The following is a 16610-nucleotide window of genomic DNA, read 5'->3' as shown; positions in this document are numbered from 1 at the left end:
CTCAGTTCACGTCCCTCAGCCGAAGAAGTTCCGTACGTGCTCCAAGCCGTCGACCAGTGCGTCGATCTCGGCCGGCGTGGAGTACAGATAGAACGACGCTCGCGTGGTCGCAGGAATTCCGTAGCGGAGGCAGACGGGGCGGGCGCAGTGGTGGCCGACCCGGACCGCGATGCCTTCCTCGTCCAGCACCTGGCCCACGTCGTGCGGGTGGATGTCACCCAGCGTGAACGAGATCGCCGCACCCCGGTCCTCGGCCGTGGTGGGGCCGATGATCCGCAGGTCGGGGACGTCCAGCAGGCGCTTCACGGCGTACTCCGTCAGCGCGTGCTCATGGGCGAGGATCTTGTCCATGCCGATGGCGGAGAGGTAGTCGATCGCCGCACCCAGGCCGACCGCCTGCGCGATCGGCGGGGTGCCCGCCTCGAACTTGTGCGGAGCGGGAGCGTACGTCGACGAGTGCATCGACACGGTCTCGATCATCTCGCCGCCGCCGAGGAACGGGGGCAGGTCCTCCAGCAGTTCCTGGCGGCCCCAGAGGACGCCGATGCCGGTCGGGCCGCACATCTTGTGGCCGGTGAAGGCCACGAAGTCGGCCTGGAGGGCCTGCACGTCCAGCGGCATGTGCGGCGCGGCCTGCGAGGCGTCGATCAGGACCAGGGCCCCGACCTCCTGTGCCCGGCGCACTATCTTCTCGACCGGGTTGACCGTGCCGAGGATGTTGGACACCAGCACGAAGGAGACGATCTTCGTCTTCTCGGTGATGACCTCCTCGATGTTGGACAGGTCGAGGCGGCCGTCGTCCGTGAGGCCGAACCACTTCAGCTTCGCGCCGGTGCGCTGCGAGAGCAGCTGCCACGGCACGATGTTGGAGTGGTGCTCCATCTCCGTGATGACGATCTCTGTCTCGTGGTCCACGCGGTAGGGCTCGTCGGCCCAACCCAGCATGTTCGCAACGAGGTTGAGCGACTCGGAGGCGTTCTTGGTGAAGATCACCTCGTCGCGGCTGGGCGCGTTGATGAACGTCGCGACCTTGTCGCGCGCGCCCTCGTACAGCGCCGTGGCCTCCTCGGCGAGCACATGCACACCGCGGTGGACGTTGGCGTTGTAGCGCTCGTAGTACTCGTTCAGGGCGTCGAGCACCTGGCGCGGCTTCTGCGAGGTCGCCGCGTTGTCCAGGTACACGAGCTTCTTACCGTCGTGAACCGTGCGGTCCAGGATGGGGAAGTCCTTGCGGATCGCCTCGTCGAGCAGCTGAGAAGTACCCGTGAGGAGGCCCGGCGTCTGCGTCACGCGGATACGCCACCCTTCGTGTAGACCTCGTAGCCCTCGTTCTCCAGCTTGTCGGCGAGCTCGGCGCCGCCGGACTCGACGATCCTGCCGCCGGAGAAGACGTGCACGAAGTCGGGCTTGATGTAGCGCAGGATGCGCGTGTAGTGCGTGATCAGCAGGGTGCCGACCTCGCCGGTCTCGCGGACGCGGTTGACGCCCTCGGAGACGACGCGCAGGGCGTCGACGTCCAGGCCGGAGTCGGTCTCGTCGAGGATCGCGATCTTCGGCTTGAGCAGCTCCAGCTGAAGGATCTCGTGGCGCTTCTTCTCGCCGCCGGAGAAGCCCTCGTTGACGTTGCGCTCGGCGAAGGCGGGGTCCATGGAGAGGCGCTCCATGGTCTCCTTGACCTCCTTCACCCAGGTACGCAGCTTCGGCGCCTCACCGCGGACGGCGGTGGCGGACGTACGAAGGAAGTTGGAGACGGACACACCGGGGACCTCGACCGGGTACTGCATCGCGAGGAACAGGCCGGCGCGGGCGCGCTCGTCGACGGACATCTCCAGGACGTCCTCGCCGTCGAGGGTGACGGTGCCGCCGGTGATCGTGTACTTGGGGTGGCCCGCGAGCGAGTAGGCGAGGGTCGACTTGCCGGAGCCGTTCGGGCCCATGATGGCGTGGGTCTCGCCCTGCTTCACGGTGAGGTCGACGCCCTTGAGGATCTCCTTCGTGGCGTTGTCGGCCTCGACGGTGACGTGCAGGTCGTGGATTTCAAGCGTTGCCATGGGTTCCTCAGGACTCCTGGTTGAGGGAGACGAGCACGTCGTCCCCTTCGATCTGTACGGGGTAAACGGGTACGGGGCGCGTGGCGGGAAGACCGGACGGCTTACCGGTGCGCAGGTCGAAGCTGGAGCCGTGCAGCCAGCACTCGATCTGGCAGTCCTCCACCTCGCCCTCGGAGAGCGAGACGTTCGCGTGCGAGCAGATGTCGTTGATCGCGAACACCTCCCCCTCGGTCTTCACGACCGAGACCGGCGTGCCGTCGAGTTCCACCCGCTTCGGGGTGTTCTCCTCCAGCTCGCCGAAGCCGCAAGCGCGAACGAAGGCCGACATCAGACCGACGCCTCCAGCTCCGCGTCGATCTTCTCGAGCAGCCGCTCCTGGATGTCGGCGACACCGATCTGCTGGACCAGCTCGGCGAAGAAGCCGCGGACCACCAGTCGGCGGGCGTCGTCGGCGGGGATGCCACGGGCCATCAGGTAGAAGAGCTGCTCGTCGTCGAAGCGGCCGGTCGCGGAGGCGTGTCCGGCGCCGACGATCTCGCCGGTCTCGATCTCCAGGTTCGGCACGGAGTCGACCCGGGCACCGTCGGTCAGCACGAGGTTGCGGTTCATCTCGTACGTGTCGGTGCCCTCGGCGGTGGCCTCGATGAGGACGTCGCCGATCCACACCGCGTGGGCGCCCTCGCCCTGCAGCGCGCCCTTGTAGATGGCGTTGGACTTGCAGTGCGGGGTGTTGTGGTCGACCAGGAGACGGTGCTCCTGGTGCTGGCCGGCGTCCGTGAAGTACAGGCCGAACAGCTCGGCCTCGCCACCGGGTCCGGCGTAGGCCACGCGCGGGTGCAGTCGTACGAGATCGCCGCCGAAGGTGACGACGAACGACTTGAACGTGGCGTCCCGGCCGATCAGGGCGTTGTGCTGGCCGACGTGCACGGCCTTGTCGTCCCAGTCCTGGACGGAGACGACGGTGAGCTTGGCGCCGTCACCGAGGACGTAGTCGACGTTGGCCGCGAGGACCGCGTCACCGGTGTGGTCGATGACGACGACGGCCTCGGCGAAGGCTCCCAGCTCGATGACCTGGTGGCCGTAGGCGACGCCGCCCTCGCCGTGCACGACGATGCGGATCGGCTCGGTGAGGACCGTCTCCTTGGGGACGGTCACGACCGAGGCCTTCTCGAAGGACGAGTAGGCCTGCGCGGCCACACGGTCCACCGGGGTGCCGGCCCTGCCGAGTCGCGCGTCGTCACGGTCGACGGTCTCCACGGTGACCCCCTCGGGGGTCCCGATGGCGACCTTCACGCCGTCGCCGGTGGCGACCGCGGTGCCGTCGTGCAGCCCGCGCAGGCGCTCCAGCGGGGTGAACCGCCACTCCTCCTCGCGGCCGTGGGGGACCGGGAAGTCCGCCACGTCGAAGGACGGGGGCGCGCTCATGCGCGTGGCGACGGTCGACTCGGCGGCCACCGCGATCGATCCGGCGGTGGTGGAGGACCCCACCGTGGAGTTCTGAGCCTCAGCCATGGCTGTCGTAGTGCTCGCTTTCTATGACGATCCTCGGCCCGCCCCGAAGGGCGCGCCGCCTGCTGCCTAAACGGAGGGCTGCGTCAGCCGACCGAGCCTTCCATCTGGAGCTCGATGAGCCGGTTGAGCTCAAGGGCGTACTCCATCGGCAGCTCCTTGGCGATCGGCTCGACGAAGCCGCGCACGATCATCGCCATCGCCTCGAACTCGGTCAGACCGCGGCTCATCAGGTAGAAGAGCTGGTCCTCGGAGACCTTGGAGACGGTCGCCTCGTGGCCCATGGACACGTCGTCCTCGCGGACGTCCACGTACGGGTACGTGTCCGAGCGGGAGATCGTGTCGACGAGCAGCGCGTCGCACAGCACGTTCGACTTGGAGCCGTGGGCGCCCTCGCCGATCTCGACGAGACCGCGGTAGGACGTACGACCGCCGCCGCGCGCCACCGACTTGGAGACGATGTTGGACGACGTGTTCGGCGCCATGTGGACCATCTTGGAGCCGGCGTCCTGGTGCTGGCCCTCGCCCGCGAAGGCGATGGAGAGGGTCTCGCCCTTGGCGTGCTCGCCCATCAGGTAGACGGCCGGGTACTTCATCGTCACCTTGGAGCCGATGTTGCCGTCGATCCACTCCATGGTCGCGCCCTCGTAGGCGACGGCGCGCTTGGTGACCAGGTTGTAGACGTTGTTCGACCAGTTCTGGATGGTCGTGTAACGGCAGCGGGCGTTCTTCTTGACGATGATCTCGACGACCGCGCTGTGCAGCGAGTCCGACTTGTAGATCGGGGCCGTACAGCCCTCGACGTAGTGCACGTAGGCACCCTCGTCGACGATGATCAGGGTCCGCTCGAACTGGCCCATGTTCTCCGTGTTGATCCGGAAGTAGGCCTGGAGCGGGATCTCGACCTGCACGCCCTTCGGTACGTAGATGAAGGAACCGCCGGACCACACCGCGGAGTTCAGCGACGCGAACTTGTTGTCGCCGACCGGGATGACGGTGCCGAAGTACTCCTTGAAGAGCTCCGGGTGCTGCTTCAGCGCGGTGTCGGTGTCGAGGAAGATGACGCCCTGCTCCTCCAGGTCCTCGCGGATCTGGTGGTAGACGACCTCGGACTCGTACTGCGCGGCGACACCGGCGACGAGGCGCTGCTTCTCCGCCTCGGGGATGCCGAGCTTGTCGTACGTGTTCTTGATGTCCTCGGGCAGGTCCTCCCAGGACTCCGCCTGCTTCTCCGTGGAACGCACGAAGTACTTGATGTTGTCGAAGTCGATGCCGGAGAGGTCGGAGCCCCAGTTCGGCATGGGCTTCTTCTCGAACAGGCGCAGGCCCTTGAGGCGGAGCTTGGTCATCCACTCCGGCTCGCTCTTCTTGCCGGAGATGTCCCGGACGACGTCCTCGTTGATGCCGCGCTTCGCGGAGGCACCGGCCACGTCGGAGTCGGCCCAGCCGTATTCGTAGGTGCCCAGACCCTCGAGCTCGGGGTGGGCGGTCTCCTCGATGGGGAGCGTCATGCGGGGTTCCTCCCGGCGGTACGTGCAGATGCGTTCGGTGGATCGGAAACGGTCTTGGAGATCTTCGGGATAAACGTGGTGCACACGCCGTCGCCGTGGGCGATGGTGGCCAGCCGCTGGACATGGGTGCCGAGCAGTTGGGAGAAGAGCTCGGTCTCCGCCTCGCACAGTTGCGGAAACTGCTCGGCGACATGGGCGACCGGACAGTGGTGCTGGCAGAGCTGCTCACCGACCGGTGCGCTACGCGCCGTAGCAGCGTACCCGTCCGCGCTCAGGGCCTTGGCCAGCGCTTCCGCGCGGTTCTCGGGCGCGGCGGCCTCGACGGCCTTGCGGTAGGCGATGGCCTGGGCGGCCATGCGGTCACGGGCGAAGGCCACGATGGCCTCGTCCCCGCCCTCGCGCGCCGCGATCCAGCGCAGCGCGTCCGCGGCGAGCTTGTCGTAGGACTGGTCGAAGGCGTCGCGACCGCAGTCGGTCAGGGCGAACACCTTCGCGGGCCGGCCACGCGTGCGCGCTCCGTAGACCCGCTGCTCACGTGCTTCCACGACATCGTCGGCGACGAGTGCGTCGAGATGACGGCGTACGGCGGCCTGGGTCAGCCCCAGCCGGCCGGCGAGGTCGGCCACGGTCGACGGGCCGTGGTCCAGGATGGAGCGCGCGACACGGTTGCGGGTGGACCGCTCACCGGTCGCGAGTTCCTCCTGCGGAGCCTCGCCAACGTTTTTCACAACGCCATTGTTGCGTAATTCCTCAGAGGCAGGCAACCCGCGTCCGGCGGATGGACGGTGCGCTGCATCACTTAGGCATACCTAATCCGACCTGCGAAAACGATCTTTGATCGATCAATGGGGTGGCACCTCGGGCCCCCTTCCGGGACACTCCACAACCATGCCCACACCCCCTCCCACCGGCCCACTTGTCACCCGGGACACAGTCGCCGCACAACTGCGCGACCTGGGCGCCCGGCCCGGTGAGACCCTCCTCGCGCACACCTCTCTCAGCTCCCTCGGATGGGTCTGCGGAGGCGCCGTGTCGGTGGTCCGAGGACTCCTCGACGCGCTCGGTCCGGACGGCACCCTGGTGGTCCCCACCCAGTCCGGCGACCTCTCGGACCCGGCCCACTGGGGAAACCCGCCGGTCCCGCGCGAGTGGTGGGACACCATCCGCACCTCCATGCCGTCCTACGACCCCCTCGTCACGCCCTCGCTCGGCGTCGGCGTCGTCCCGGAGACCGTCCGCACCTGGCCCGGCGCCGAGCGCTCCGCGCACCCGCAGACCTCCTTCGCGGCGCTCGGCCCGCGCGCGGGCGAGATCGTCGCCGGCCACGCGACCGACTGCCGGCTCGGCGAGCGCAGCCCGCTGGCCCGCCTGGAGGCCCTCCACGCGCGCGTGCTGCTGCTCGGCGCGGGCTACGACGCGTGCACGAGCTTCCATCTCGCCGAGTACCGCATCCCGTCCCCGCTGGTCCGGGTCGGCCGCCCTGGACCGGCCGGCTGGGAGACGGTGACCGAGGTGTCGATCTCCTCCGACCGCTTCGACGAGCTGGGCCACGACTTCGAACGGGACCGTCCCGTCGACCGCCCTGTCATCCGCGGAAAGGTGGGCGCGGCCGACGCACGGCTGTTCCCGGTGGCGGACGCCGTGGCGTACGCGGAGCGATGGCTGCCACTGCACCGCCCCCGTGAGGAGGAGATCCCGTGTGGGGGAGATCCTGCACCCGCCCGCCTGAGGCGCGAGCCGCGTACCTAGACTCGGGCCCATGCGAAGCGAGCCCGTGCTCCAGGTCCAGGCCCTGGTGAAGCGGTACGGCACGAAGACCGCGGTGAACGGCCTCGACCTGGTGGCCGCAACGGGTGTCACCGCCGTGCTCGGCCCCAACGGGGCGGGCAAGACGACCACGGTCGAGACCTGCGAGGGGTACCGGAAGCCGGATGCCGGCACGGTGCGCGTCCTGGGCCTCGACCCGGTCCGTGAGTCCGCCGCGCTGCGCCCCCGGATCGGCGTGATGCTCCAGTCCGGCGGCGTCTACTCGGGCGCCCGCGCCGACGAGATGCTCCGCCACATCGCCAAGCTGCACGCGCACCCGCTGGACGTGGACGCGCTCATCGAGCGCCTGGGTCTCGGCAGTTGCGGCCGCACGACGTACCGGCGCCTGTCCGGCGGCCAGCAGCAGCGCCTCGCGCTCGCGATGGCCGTCGTGGGCCGCCCGGAACTGGTCTTCCTGGACGAGCCGACGGCCGGCCTCGACCCCCAGGCCCGCCGCGCGACCTGGGACCTGATCAGGGACCTGCGCACGGACGGTGTCTCCGTGATCCTCACGACCCACCACATGGACGAGGCCGAGCAGCTCGCCGACGACGTCGCGATCATCGACACCGGCAAGGTCATCGCCCAGGGCTCCCCCGAGGAGCTGTGCCGCGGCGGCGCCGAGAACACCCTCCGCTTCACCGGCCGCCCAGGCCTCGACGTCGGCTCCCTGCTGAAGGCCCTCCCGGCCGACTCCACGGGCGCCGAACTGACCCCGGGCTCCTACCGCGTCGGCGGCAAGATCGACCCGCAACTGCTCGCCACGGTCACCTCCTGGTGTGCGCAGCACGGGGTGATGCCGGAGAAGATCTCGGTCGAACGGCACACCCTGGAGGACGTGTTCCTGGAACTCACCGGCAAGGAGCTGCGCGCGTGACGACGACCACCGTCCCCGGGACGTACACCCCGGCACCGGGAGCGGCCCCGCTCCCCCGCATGATCGCGGCGCAGGCGGCCCTGGAAACGAAGATGCTCCTACGAAACGGCGAGCAACTCCTCCTCACGGTGGTCATCCCGACCCTCCTCCTGGTCCTGTTCAGCTCGGTGGACATCGTCGACACCGGGAAGGGCAAGTCCGTCGACTTCCTCACCCCCGGCATCCTCGCCCTCGCCGTGATGTCGACGGCGTTCACGGGCCAGGCCATCGCGACGGGCTTCGAGCGCCGCTACGGCGTCCTGAAGCGCCTCGCGTCCTCCCCGCTCCCCCGCTGGGGCCTGATGACCGCGAAGACGGTGTCGGTCCTGGTCACGGAGATCCTCCAGATCATCCTGCTGACAGCGATCGCCTTCGCCCTGGGCTGGTCCCCGCACGGCAACCCCCTCGCGGTCTTCCTCCTCCTGATCCTCGGCACGGCGGCCTTCTCGGGCCTCGGCCTGCTGATGGCGGGCACCCTGAAGGCGGAGGCCACGCTGGCCGCCGCGAACCTGGTGTTCCTGCTGCTGCTGGTCGGCGGCGGGGTGATCGTCCCGATGGACAAGTACCCGCCGGGGGTCCAGGACGCGCTGGGGCTGCTGCCCATCTCCGCCCTTTCGGACGGACTGCGGGACGTGTTGCAGCACGGGGCCGGGATGCCGTGGGGCGACCTGGGGATTCTGGGCGTGTGGGCGGTCGTGGGGCTGGCGGCGGCGGGGGCGTTCTTCCGCTGGGAGTAGGCGGGAGCGGTCGCGTGCCGGGGACCCTCGTGAATACGTGCACAAGCACCCCCCTACGATGGTCCCCGTGCCAAACGTGACCCCCGCCGACGTCGTAGCCGCCGCGCGCAACCCCCTCGCCTTCATCGCCGCACGCTGGACCCCGGATCCCCGGACGGTCCGGCGGGCGGCTCTCGCCGCGCTCGTCATGTCGGTGGTCATCGTGGTCACCGGCGGTGCCGTGCGGCTGACGGGTTCCGGGCTGGGCTGCCCGACCTGGCCCAAGTGCACGGACGACTCGCTCACCACGACCAGTGCGATGGGCTTCCACGGTGCCATCGAGTTCGGCAACCGGATGCTGACGTATGTCCTGTGTGCCGCCGTCGGCTGGGCGATCATCGCCGCGCGCTCGGAGAAGCCGTACCGCCGCACCCTCACCCGGCTGGGCTGGGCGCAGTTCTGGATCGTGATGAGCAACGCGGTGCTCGGCGGGATCGTGGTCCTCGTCGGCCTCAACCCGTACACGGTCGCGGCCCACTTCCTGCTCACCACGGCGCTCATCGCGGTCGCCGCGCTGATGTGGCAGCGCACCCGGGAGGGCGACGGGGAGCCCAAGCCGCTGGTCGGCAAGGCCGTGCAGCAGCTGGTGTGGTTCCTGGTCACCGCCTCCGTGCTGCTGATCGCGGTCGGCACGGTGGTGACCGGCGCGGGCCCGCACGCGGGTGACTCCAAGGAGGTCGAACGGATCCCGATCGACTGGGAGACGGTCGCCAAGCTGCACGCGGTGCTCGCCTGGATCGTGGTCACGCTGACGTTCGCCCTGTGGTTCGTCCTCAAGGCGGTCGACGCCCCCAAGGGCCCACTGGACCGCACCCGCGACCTGTTCCTGATCCTGCTCTCCCAGGGCGTCATCGGTTACGTCCAGTACTTCACGAACCTTCCCGAGGCCCTGGTCGGCCTCCACATGCTCGGCGCCTGCCTGGTGTGGATCGGGGTGCTGCGGGTGCTGCTGTCGCTGCGCGAGCGGCCGGAGGTCGTGGCCGACCTGCCGGGCCCGTCGGTGGAACAGTCACTGCCCACGCGCGCGTGAGTCATCCGTAGCGGGTGACGAACTCGTCGATCGCCGGGCCCAGATAGGCCCGGGTCAGCTCGGCCCGGCGGTCGATCCAACCCGGCTCCGCGGAAGCGGACGGTACCGGATCGTCGTAACGCCGCCGTACGACGTCCTCCACGACCTCCACCGGAGCGCCGAGCGAGGGCAGCAGGTCGAGGGCCTCGCGCTTGGTGATCAGGCGACCGTCCCGGCGGGTGACCGTCGCGCGGGCGAAGGTGGTCAGGCCCACGTCGACCCAGCCGTTCTCCAGCCAGATCTGCGGCTTGTCGACGGCCGGCCGCCAGAACTCCCGCTGGTCCCGTACGACGAACTCGGCCAGTTCCTCGTCCGTCACGGCCGGCAGCAGGTCCTTCGGTGACCCGCCGTGCAACACCCGCCCGAATGCGTGCAGTTCACGCCGGGTGACGGGCGTGACGGGCCGGCGGATGACGTGGTCGTGCGCCCAGGTCAGGTGGCTCTGGTTCGGGGCGTCCTGGGTGCCCGGGGCGAGGTAGCTGCAGTGCAGCCGGACGGCGAGGGGGTCGGTGCGCAGCCCTCGGTGCAGGGCGACGAGCCGGCGGGCGGTGCTCGGCTTCAGGGGATGGTCGAGGATGGCTATCAGGTCCAGGTCGCTGCGGCCCTCCTGGTAGTCGCCCCCGGCGAGCGAACCGTGGGCCCACACGGCGATGGGCTCCAGAGGGGCCAGTTCGTTCAGGAAGCGGTCGAGCAACGCGTCGGTCGGCATGGGCCCAGTCTGTACAGCTCACTCCAGCCCGTACACCCTCTTTGCGTTGCCGACGGCGATCAGTCCCGCGACGCGTTGCGCGTCGGCCAGTGACCAGGCTCCTTCCCCGACCCAGTTGCCGAGCACCCGCGCGAGCGCCTCGCGGAACAACCGCGCGCCCACGACGTGCAGTTCGGGCAGTCCGTGGGCCCCGCTGGAGAAGAGGATCTTGCCGAAGGGGGCCAGTTCCAGAATTTCGGCGAGCACGGTCGCGGCGCGGGCTCCGGTGCGGACCAGGGCGGCGCCGGAGTCGGCGTAGACGTGCGGGAAGACGCCGGCGAGGTGGGCCGCGTGCCGGTGGTACGGGTAGCTGTGCAGCAGCACCAGGTCCGTGCCGAGCCCGGCCGTCGCGCGGACGAAGTCGGTGAGCAGGACGGGGTCGGTGCGGTCGATGCGCGCGCCCGGTTCGCCCAGTCCGGCGTGCAGTTGGAGGGGCAGCCCGGATGCCACGGCGTTCCACAGCAGGTGTCGTAGCAGCACGGGGTCGCTGAGTGTCCCGCCGACCCGGCGCCCGGCCAGCCAGCGGCCCGCCGCGCCCCGCACCTCACCGGGGCCGGGCGGTTCGGGCGCGAGCGCGAGACCGTGGCGTACGCCCGCCACCGACGTGAAGGCGACCGCGCTCGCGGCGGCGCCGTGGACCGACTCGGCGAGGTTGGCGAGGAAGGACTCGACGGTGCCGGAGGTGTCGGCGACCTGTTCGGCGAGGAGTTCGAGGCGGACGATCTCCCGCGCGTCCGCCTGGCCCGCGGTCGCCATCTCGGCGGGTCCGGTGAGGTCGCCGGGCAGGCCGGTGTCGATCAGATACGTCGTGATGCCACTGCCGCGCAGCAGCCTGCGGCCCGTTTCCAGTACGCCGAGTTCACGGCGCCGGGCGAGATAACGGGCGGGCGGACAGTGCGGCTCCAGACCGAGCAGGGGCGGGCACCATCGTCGTACGGCGAATCCCGTCTGGGTGTCGAAGAGGGTGGTGCCGGCCGCGGGCGGGCCCTCGGTGCGGGCGAGTTGGGCCTCGAAGGTGCCGAGGCCCAGCTCCGTTCTCAGTACGCCGTGGCAGTACTGGTCCACGAGGGACGGCGTTTCGATCATCCGGACTCCCCGTGGCGGGTGACTGCGTCGCTTGTACGGGGCCTAACGGGTGAACCGGGTGTCAGGTGTTGCTCGTACACACCCCGTGTGAGGGGCGCCATGGGGAGGGGGTACGGGTGGATCTTGCGACTGACAGTCCGTTGTGGCTGGTCGCGCAGTTCCCCGCGCCCCTTAAGGGGCGCGTCTCGCGGCCCCCGTTCAGCTGTTGCTGGGGCCACCGACCTGAATGCCCGCCATGCGCGTCCACTCGTACGGGCCGGTCTTCACCTTGGCCGCGAACTCGCCGTCGAAGTCCTCGTGGACGGTGATCCCGGACTTCTCCACGGCCTGCTGGGCGATCTCGTAGGACGTGGCCACCAGGTCGCCCCAGCCGCCGTCCTCGCCGACGAGGACGATGCGGGCGCCGCGCTCCCCGATGTACGCGACCTGGCCCTCGGCCCCGCCGTGTGCCTTGGAGAAGGTGCCGATCTGCTTGGCGAGCCGGGCCACCTGGCGCTCGGCCTTCGCGTCAACCTGCTGCGTGTCTGCCATGGCCAGGATGCTACCGACGGGTAGATCGAACGGCGACAGGCGGGGTGAGTGACTCCTACCTCAGGAAGGGGTCCACCGCGACCGCCACGAACAGGAGCGACACATAGGTGATCGACCAGTGGAACAGCCGCATCTCCTTGAGCTTGCCGCCGGTCACCTCGGCCTTGGCGCGGTTCTGCAGGCCGTGTGCCTCCCAGAGCCAGAAGCCGCCGCCCAGGAGCGCGGCCGTCGTGTAGAACCAGCCCGCGTAGCCGAGCAGGGGGAGGAGGAGGGAGACACCCACCATCGCCCAGCTGTAGAGGACGATCTGGCGGGCGACGACCTTGTTCGAGGCGACGACCGGGAGCATCGGAACGCCCACGCGCGCGTAGTCGTCGCGCACCTTCATGGACAGCGGCCAGTAGTGCGGCGGCGTCCAGAGGAACATCACTCCGAAGAGGATGATCGGCGCCCACGACATGGAGTCCGTGACGGCCGACCAGCCGATGAGCACCGGGAGGCAGCCGGCGATGCCGCCCCACACGATGTTCTGCGACGTACGGCGCTTGAGGATCATCGTGTAGACGACGACGTAGAAGAGGAGCGCTCCGAGGGCCAGCCAGGCCGACAGCCAGTTGACGGTCAGGCCGAAGAGGAGGGTCGAGACGACGCCGAGCGAGATGCCGAAGACGAGGCACTCGCGGGGGCTGACCATGCCGGTGACGAGGGGGCGCTGCGAGGTGCGGTCCATGAGCGCGTCGATGTCGCGGTCGATGTACATGTTGAGCGCGTTGGCGCCGCCCGCGGAGAGGTAGCCGCCGACGCAGGTGAGGAGGACCAGCTTCAGGTCCGGCACACCCTGCTGGGCCAGGAACATCACCGGAACGGTGGTGATCAGCAGCAGCTCGATGATCCGCGGCTTCGTCAGCGCCACGAACGCCATGACCCGGGCCTTGACCGGCCGCCGACTCGGGCTCTGGCTCGCCCCGACAATCCCCGCTGGACGGGATTCAACGGCCGTCACGCACACCCCTGACAGAGACATCCCAGCAAGCCTTCGGGTGTGAACTCCCCGTAAAGGCTCACGCGTACCACGCCACTGTAGACGTTGCCCAGACCCGGACATTCGCGGGGGTGGGGTCGTGTTGGGCGGCACCCCCGGAAGAGCTGATCACCTCTCTGTTGAGCACTCGAACGAGCACCTCCGTATTCAGTTGCCGAATGCGAAACGGACCAGTCGGGAGGCGGATCCGCGAGAGTCCCGGCAGTCTGGAATGACTCGAAAAAATGCGCGTTCTTACGGGGGTAGGCTCGACAACGGCCGGTGGGCGCCGCGTGCACCGGTATTCGACATGCGTGACATGTGGAGAGGAGCCCTGACCCAGGGTGAGCACCAAGCCGACCACAACAGACCTCGACTGGACCGAGTTGGACCAGCGCGCGGTGGACACCGCGCGCGTCCTGGCAGCCGATGCCGTACAGAAGGTCGGTAACGGCCATCCCGGTACGGCGATGAGCCTGGCCCCGGCCGCGTACACCCTCTTCCAGAAGGTGATGCGCCACGACCCCGCCGATGCCGACTGGGTGGGGCGCGACCGGTTCGTACTGTCCGCCGGTCACTCGTCCCTGACCCTCTACACGCAGCTCTACCTGGCCGGGTTCGGCCTGGAGCTGGCCGACCTCGAAGCGTTCCGTACGTGGGGCTCCAGGACTCCGGGTCACCCCGAGTACGGCCACACCACCGGTGTGGAGACGACGACCGGCCCGCTGGGCCAGGGTGTCGCCAACGCCGTGGGCATGGCGATGGCCGCCCGCTACGAGCGCGGTCTGTTCGACCCGGACGCTCCGCAGGGCGAGTCCCCGTTCGACCACTTCATCTTCGCCATCGCCGGTGACGGCTGCCTCCAAGAGGGCATCTCCGCGGAGGCGTCCTCGATGGCCGGTCACCAGGAGCTCGGCAACCTCATCCTCCTGTGGGACGACAACCACATCTCCATTGAGGGCGACACCGAGACCGCGGTCTCGGAGGACACGGTCAAGCGCTACGAGGCCTACGGCTGGCACGTCCAGCGCGTCGCCCCGAAGCCGGACGGCGACCTCGACCCGCACGCCATCTACAACGCCATCGAGGCCGCGAAGAAGGTGACGAACAAGCCGTCGTTCATCGCGATGCGCTCGATCATCGCCTGGCCCGCCCCGCACGCGCAGAACACCGAGGCCGCGCACGGCTCGGCGCTCGGCGCCGACGAGGTCGCGGCCACCAAGCGGGTCCTCGGCTTCGACCCGGAGAAGTCCTTCGACGTCTCCGACGAGGTCCTCAAGCACACCCGTCAGGCGCTGGAGCGGGGCCGCGAGGCGAAGGCCGCGTGGGACCCGTCGTATCAGCAGTGGCGCACGAACAACCCGGAGCGCGCCGCCGAGTACGACCGCATCGCCGCGGGCGAGCTGCCGGCCGGCTGGGAGGAGAAGCTCCCCGTGTTCGAGGCGGGCAAGGGTGTCGCCACCCGTGCCGCGTCCGGCAAGGTGCTGCAGGCGCTCGGCGCGATCATCCCCGAGCTGTGGGGCGGCTCCGCCGACCTCGCGGGCTCGAACAACACGACGATCGACAAGACGTCGTCGTTCCTCCCGGCGGACAACCCGCTGCCGGAGGCGAACCCGTACGGCCGCACGATCCACTTCGGTATCCGCGAGCACTCCATGGCCGCGGAGATGAACGGCATCACGCTGCACGGCAACACCCGTGTCTACGGCGGTACGTTCCTCGTCTTCTCCGACTACATGCGCAACGCCGTCCGCCTGTCCGCGCTGATGCACATCCCGGTGACGTACGTGTGGACGCACGACTCGATCGGTCTCGGCGAGGACGGCCCCACCCACCAGCCGGTCGAACACCTGGCCTCGCTGCGCGCGATCCCGGGCCTGAACGTGATCCGCCCGGCGGACGCCAACGAGACGGCCATCGCCTGGCGCGAGGTCCTGCGCCGCTACACCAAGGTCTACGGCGAGGGTGCCCCGCACGGTTTCGCGCTGACGCGCCAGGGCGTGCCGACGTACGAGGCCAACGAGGACACCGCCAAGGGCGGGTACGTGCTGTTCGAGGCGTCCACGGGTACGCCCGAGGTGATCCTCATCGGTACCGGTTCCGAGGTGCACCTGGCCGTCGAGGCCCGCGAGCAGCTCGAAGCCGACGGTGTGCCGACGCGCGTCGTGTCCATGCCGTGCGTGGAGTGGTTCGACGCCCAGGACCAGGGGTACCGGGACAGCGTGCTGCCGCCGTCCGTCAAGGCGCGGGTCGCGGTCGAGGCCGGGATCGGTCTGACCTGGTACCGGTTCGTCGGGGACGCCGGTCGCATCGTTTCACTGGAGCACTTCGGGGCTTCCGCCGACGGCAAGGTGCTCTTCCAGGAGTTCGGTTTCACTGCCGAGAACGTGGCCGCCAAGGCCCGGGAATCCATCGCCGCCGCCCAGAGCTGACGCTGACAAACGACACGTAGGAGATGCATTTTCCATGACAGACGCACTCAAGCGCCTCTCCGAGGAAGGCGTCGCGATCTGGCTGGACGACCTGTCGCGCAAGCGGATCACGTCCGGCAACCTCGCCGAACTGATCGACCAGCAGCACGTCGTGGGCGTCACCACCAACCCGTCGATCTTCCAGAAGGCGATCTCGGAGGGCGACGGTTACGAGCAGCAGCTCAGTGACCTCGCCGCCCGCAAGGTCACCGTCGAGGAAGCCGTCCGCATGATCACCACGGCGGACGTCCGCGACGCCGCCGACATCCTGCGTCCGGTCTACGACGCGACCGGCGGCCAGGACGGCCGGGTGTCGATCGAGGTCGACCCGCGGCTCGCCCACAACACCAAGTCGACCGTCGCCGAGGCCAAGCAACTGGCCTGGCTGGTGGACCGGCCCAACACCCTGATCAAGATCCCGGCCACCAGGGCGGGCCTCCCGGCGATCACCGAGACCATCGGCCTCGGTATCAGCGTCAACGTCACGCTGATCTTCTCGCTGGAGCGCTACCGCGAGGTCATGGACGCGTTCATCACCGGCCTGGAGAAGGCCAAGGAGCGCGGCCTGGACCTCTCGAAGATCCACTCCGTGGCGTCCTTCTTCGTGTCCCGCGTGGACACCGAGATCGACAAGCGGATCGACGCGCTGGGCACCGACGAGGCCAAGGCCGCCCGCGGCAAGGCCGGTCTCGCCAACGCGCGGCTCGCCTACGAGGCGTACGAGGAGGTCTTCTCCTCGGACCGCTGGGCCGCCCTGGACAAGGCTCAGGCCAACAAGCAGCGTCCGCTGTGGGCCTCGACCGGCGTCAAGGACAAGGCGTACAAGGACACGCTGTACGTGGACGACCTGGTGGCGCCGAACACGGTGAACACCATGCCGGAGGCCACCCTTGAGGCCGCCGACGACCACGGCCAGATCACCGGCAACACCATCTCCGGCACGTACGAGCAGTCCCGCGCCGAGATCGCCGCCGTGGAAGCGCTCGGCATCTCTTACGACGAGGTCGTGCAGCTGCTGGAGGACGAGGGCGTCGAGAAGTTCGAGGCGGCCTGGACCGACCTGCTCAAGTCGACCGAGGCGGAGCTCGCGCGCCTCGCCCCCTCGGAGGGCTGAC

The 16610-nt window shown here is 69.2% G+C and carries 16 protein-coding genes; 6 read left to right on the top strand and 10 right to left on the bottom strand.

Going from position 1 to position 16610, the window contains the following annotated elements:
- Nucleotides 1–15: 15 nt before the first annotated feature.
- The 6 genes from ACFWP5_RS24110 to ACFWP5_RS24085 form a co-directional block, all read right to left on the bottom strand.
- On the bottom strand, nt 16–1290 hold the full coding sequence (locus ACFWP5_RS24110; RefSeq protein ID WP_384160092.1) for a cysteine desulfurase: 1275 nt from the start codon (nt 1288–1290) through the stop codon (nt 16–18).
- Nucleotides 1287–2051 carry a Fe-S cluster assembly ATPase SufC gene (sufC, locus tag ACFWP5_RS24105; protein ID WP_384160089.1) on the bottom strand — a complete coding sequence of 255 codons (765 nt, stop codon included), beginning with the start codon at nt 2049–2051 and terminating at the stop codon, nt 1287–1289. The genes ACFWP5_RS24110 and sufC overlap by 4 nt, the downstream gene beginning before the upstream one ends.
- Nucleotides 2052–2058: 7 nt before the next feature.
- Nucleotides 2059–2379: a non-heme iron oxygenase ferredoxin subunit gene (locus tag ACFWP5_RS24100; RefSeq protein ID WP_384160086.1), complete on the bottom strand. Its 321-nt coding sequence runs from the start codon at nt 2377–2379 to the stop codon at nt 2059–2061.
- Complete coding sequence (gene sufD, locus ACFWP5_RS24095; protein WP_384160083.1) at nt 2379–3563, bottom strand: Fe-S cluster assembly protein SufD; 1185 nt, start codon at nt 3561–3563, stop codon at nt 2379–2381. The genes ACFWP5_RS24100 and sufD overlap by 1 nt, the downstream gene beginning before the upstream one ends.
- An 83-nt stretch (nt 3564–3646) precedes the next feature.
- Nucleotides 3647–5071, bottom strand: coding sequence for a Fe-S cluster assembly protein SufB (gene sufB / locus ACFWP5_RS24090; protein WP_384160080.1), 1425 nt, complete (start codon nt 5069–5071; stop codon nt 3647–3649).
- Nucleotides 5068–5799: a helix-turn-helix transcriptional regulator gene (locus ACFWP5_RS24085; protein ID WP_384160077.1), complete on the bottom strand. Its 732-nt coding sequence runs from the start codon at nt 5797–5799 to the stop codon at nt 5068–5070. Before ACFWP5_RS24085 ends, sufB begins: the two co-directional genes overlap by 4 nt.
- 160 nt (nt 5800–5959) lie before the next feature.
- On the opposite strand from ACFWP5_RS24085, the gene ACFWP5_RS24080 reads away from it, so the two are divergent.
- Genes ACFWP5_RS24080 through ACFWP5_RS24065 form a run of 4 tightly spaced genes read left to right on the top strand, consistent with a single transcriptional unit; the run spans nt 5960 to nt 9599 of the window.
- Nucleotides 5960–6820, top strand: a complete 861-nt coding sequence (locus ACFWP5_RS24080) for an aminoglycoside N(3)-acetyltransferase (protein ID WP_384160074.1) — start codon at nt 5960–5962, stop codon at nt 6818–6820.
- 10 nt (nt 6821–6830) lie between these two features.
- Nucleotides 6831–7754 (top strand): ABC transporter ATP-binding protein, encoded by a 924-nt coding sequence (locus ACFWP5_RS24075; protein ID WP_384160071.1) that lies wholly within the window; start codon nt 6831–6833, stop codon nt 7752–7754.
- Nucleotides 7755–7813: 59 nt separating this feature from the next.
- Entirely contained in the window at nt 7814–8530 is a 717-nt protein-coding gene (locus ACFWP5_RS24070) for an ABC transporter permease (RefSeq protein WP_384160161.1), read from the top strand.
- 58 nt (nt 8531–8588) lie between these two features.
- Nucleotides 8589–9599, top strand: coding sequence for a heme A synthase (locus ACFWP5_RS24065; protein WP_384160068.1), 1011 nt, complete (start codon nt 8589–8591; stop codon nt 9597–9599).
- 1 nt (nt 9600) lies between these two features.
- On the opposite strand, the gene ACFWP5_RS24060 is transcribed toward ACFWP5_RS24065, so the two are convergent.
- The 4 genes from ACFWP5_RS24060 to ACFWP5_RS24045 form a co-directional block, all read right to left on the bottom strand.
- A complete protein-coding gene (locus ACFWP5_RS24060) occupies nt 9601–10347 on the bottom strand; it encodes a nucleotidyltransferase domain-containing protein (protein ID WP_384160065.1) in 747 nt (248 codons plus the stop codon).
- 18 nt (nt 10348–10365) lie between these two features.
- Nucleotides 10366–11472 carry an amidohydrolase family protein gene (locus ACFWP5_RS24055; protein WP_384160062.1) on the bottom strand — a complete coding sequence of 369 codons (1107 nt, stop codon included), beginning with the start codon at nt 11470–11472 and terminating at the stop codon, nt 10366–10368.
- Nucleotides 11473–11670: 198 nt separating this feature from the next.
- Nucleotides 11671–12003 (bottom strand): hypothetical protein, encoded by a 333-nt coding sequence (locus ACFWP5_RS24050; RefSeq protein ID WP_384160060.1) that lies wholly within the window; start codon nt 12001–12003, stop codon nt 11671–11673.
- Between the two features lie 55 nt (nt 12004–12058).
- Complete coding sequence (locus ACFWP5_RS24045; protein ID WP_384160159.1) at nt 12059–13012, bottom strand: heme o synthase; 954 nt, start codon at nt 13010–13012, stop codon at nt 12059–12061.
- Nucleotides 13013–13368: 356 nt separating this feature from the next.
- On the opposite strand from ACFWP5_RS24045, the gene tkt reads away from it, so the two are divergent.
- Both tkt and tal read left to right on the top strand, forming a co-directional pair.
- Complete coding sequence (gene tkt / locus ACFWP5_RS24040) at nt 13369–15456, top strand: transketolase (RefSeq protein ID WP_384160057.1); 2088 nt, start codon at nt 13369–13371, stop codon at nt 15454–15456.
- Nucleotides 15457–15490: 34 nt separating this feature from the next.
- Complete coding sequence (gene tal / locus ACFWP5_RS24035; RefSeq protein WP_384160054.1) at nt 15491–16609, top strand: transaldolase; 1119 nt, start codon at nt 15491–15493, stop codon at nt 16607–16609.
- Nucleotide 16610 lies beyond the last annotated feature (1 nt).

Origin of the sequence: Streptomyces sp. NPDC058469 (assembly GCF_042721125.1) — a bacterium.
Taxonomy (GTDB): Bacteria; Actinomycetota; Actinomycetes; order Streptomycetales; family Streptomycetaceae; genus Streptomyces.
The sequence above is the reverse complement of the archived record's forward strand: the minus strand, read 5'-3'. Positions and strand labels throughout refer to the sequence as shown.

Excerpts from the sequence above, each read along its gene's own strand:
- ACFWP5_RS24100 (WP_384160086.1), bottom strand. The coding sequence starts at position 2,379 with ATGTCGGCCTTCGTTCGCGCTTGCGGCTTCGGCGAGCTGGAGGAGAAC.
- ACFWP5_RS24055 (WP_384160062.1), bottom strand. The coding sequence starts at position 11,472 with ATGATCGAAACGCCGTCCCTCGTGGACCAGTACTGCCACGGCGTACTG.
- ACFWP5_RS24070 (WP_384160161.1), top strand. The coding sequence starts at position 7,814 with ATGATCGCGGCGCAGGCGGCCCTGGAAACGAAGATGCTCCTACGAAAC.
- sufD (WP_384160083.1), bottom strand. The coding sequence starts at position 3,563 with ATGGCTGAGGCTCAGAACTCCACGGTGGGGTCCTCCACCACCGCCGGA.
- ACFWP5_RS24080 (WP_384160074.1), top strand. The coding sequence starts at position 5,960 with ATGCCCACACCCCCTCCCACCGGCCCACTTGTCACCCGGGACACAGTC.
- ACFWP5_RS24075 (WP_384160071.1), top strand. The coding sequence starts at position 6,831 with ATGCGAAGCGAGCCCGTGCTCCAGGTCCAGGCCCTGGTGAAGCGGTAC.
- ACFWP5_RS24065 (WP_384160068.1), top strand. The coding sequence starts at position 8,589 with ATGGTCCCCGTGCCAAACGTGACCCCCGCCGACGTCGTAGCCGCCGCG.
- sufB (WP_384160080.1), bottom strand. The coding sequence starts at position 5,071 with ATGACGCTCCCCATCGAGGAGACCGCCCACCCCGAGCTCGAGGGTCTG.
- ACFWP5_RS24060 (WP_384160065.1), bottom strand. The coding sequence starts at position 10,347 with ATGCCGACCGACGCGTTGCTCGACCGCTTCCTGAACGAACTGGCCCCT.
- sufC (WP_384160089.1), bottom strand. The coding sequence starts at position 2,051 with ATGGCAACGCTTGAAATCCACGACCTGCACGTCACCGTCGAGGCCGAC.
- tal (WP_384160054.1), top strand. The coding sequence starts at position 15,491 with ATGACAGACGCACTCAAGCGCCTCTCCGAGGAAGGCGTCGCGATCTGG.
- ACFWP5_RS24050 (WP_384160060.1), bottom strand. The coding sequence starts at position 12,003 with ATGGCAGACACGCAGCAGGTTGACGCGAAGGCCGAGCGCCAGGTGGCC.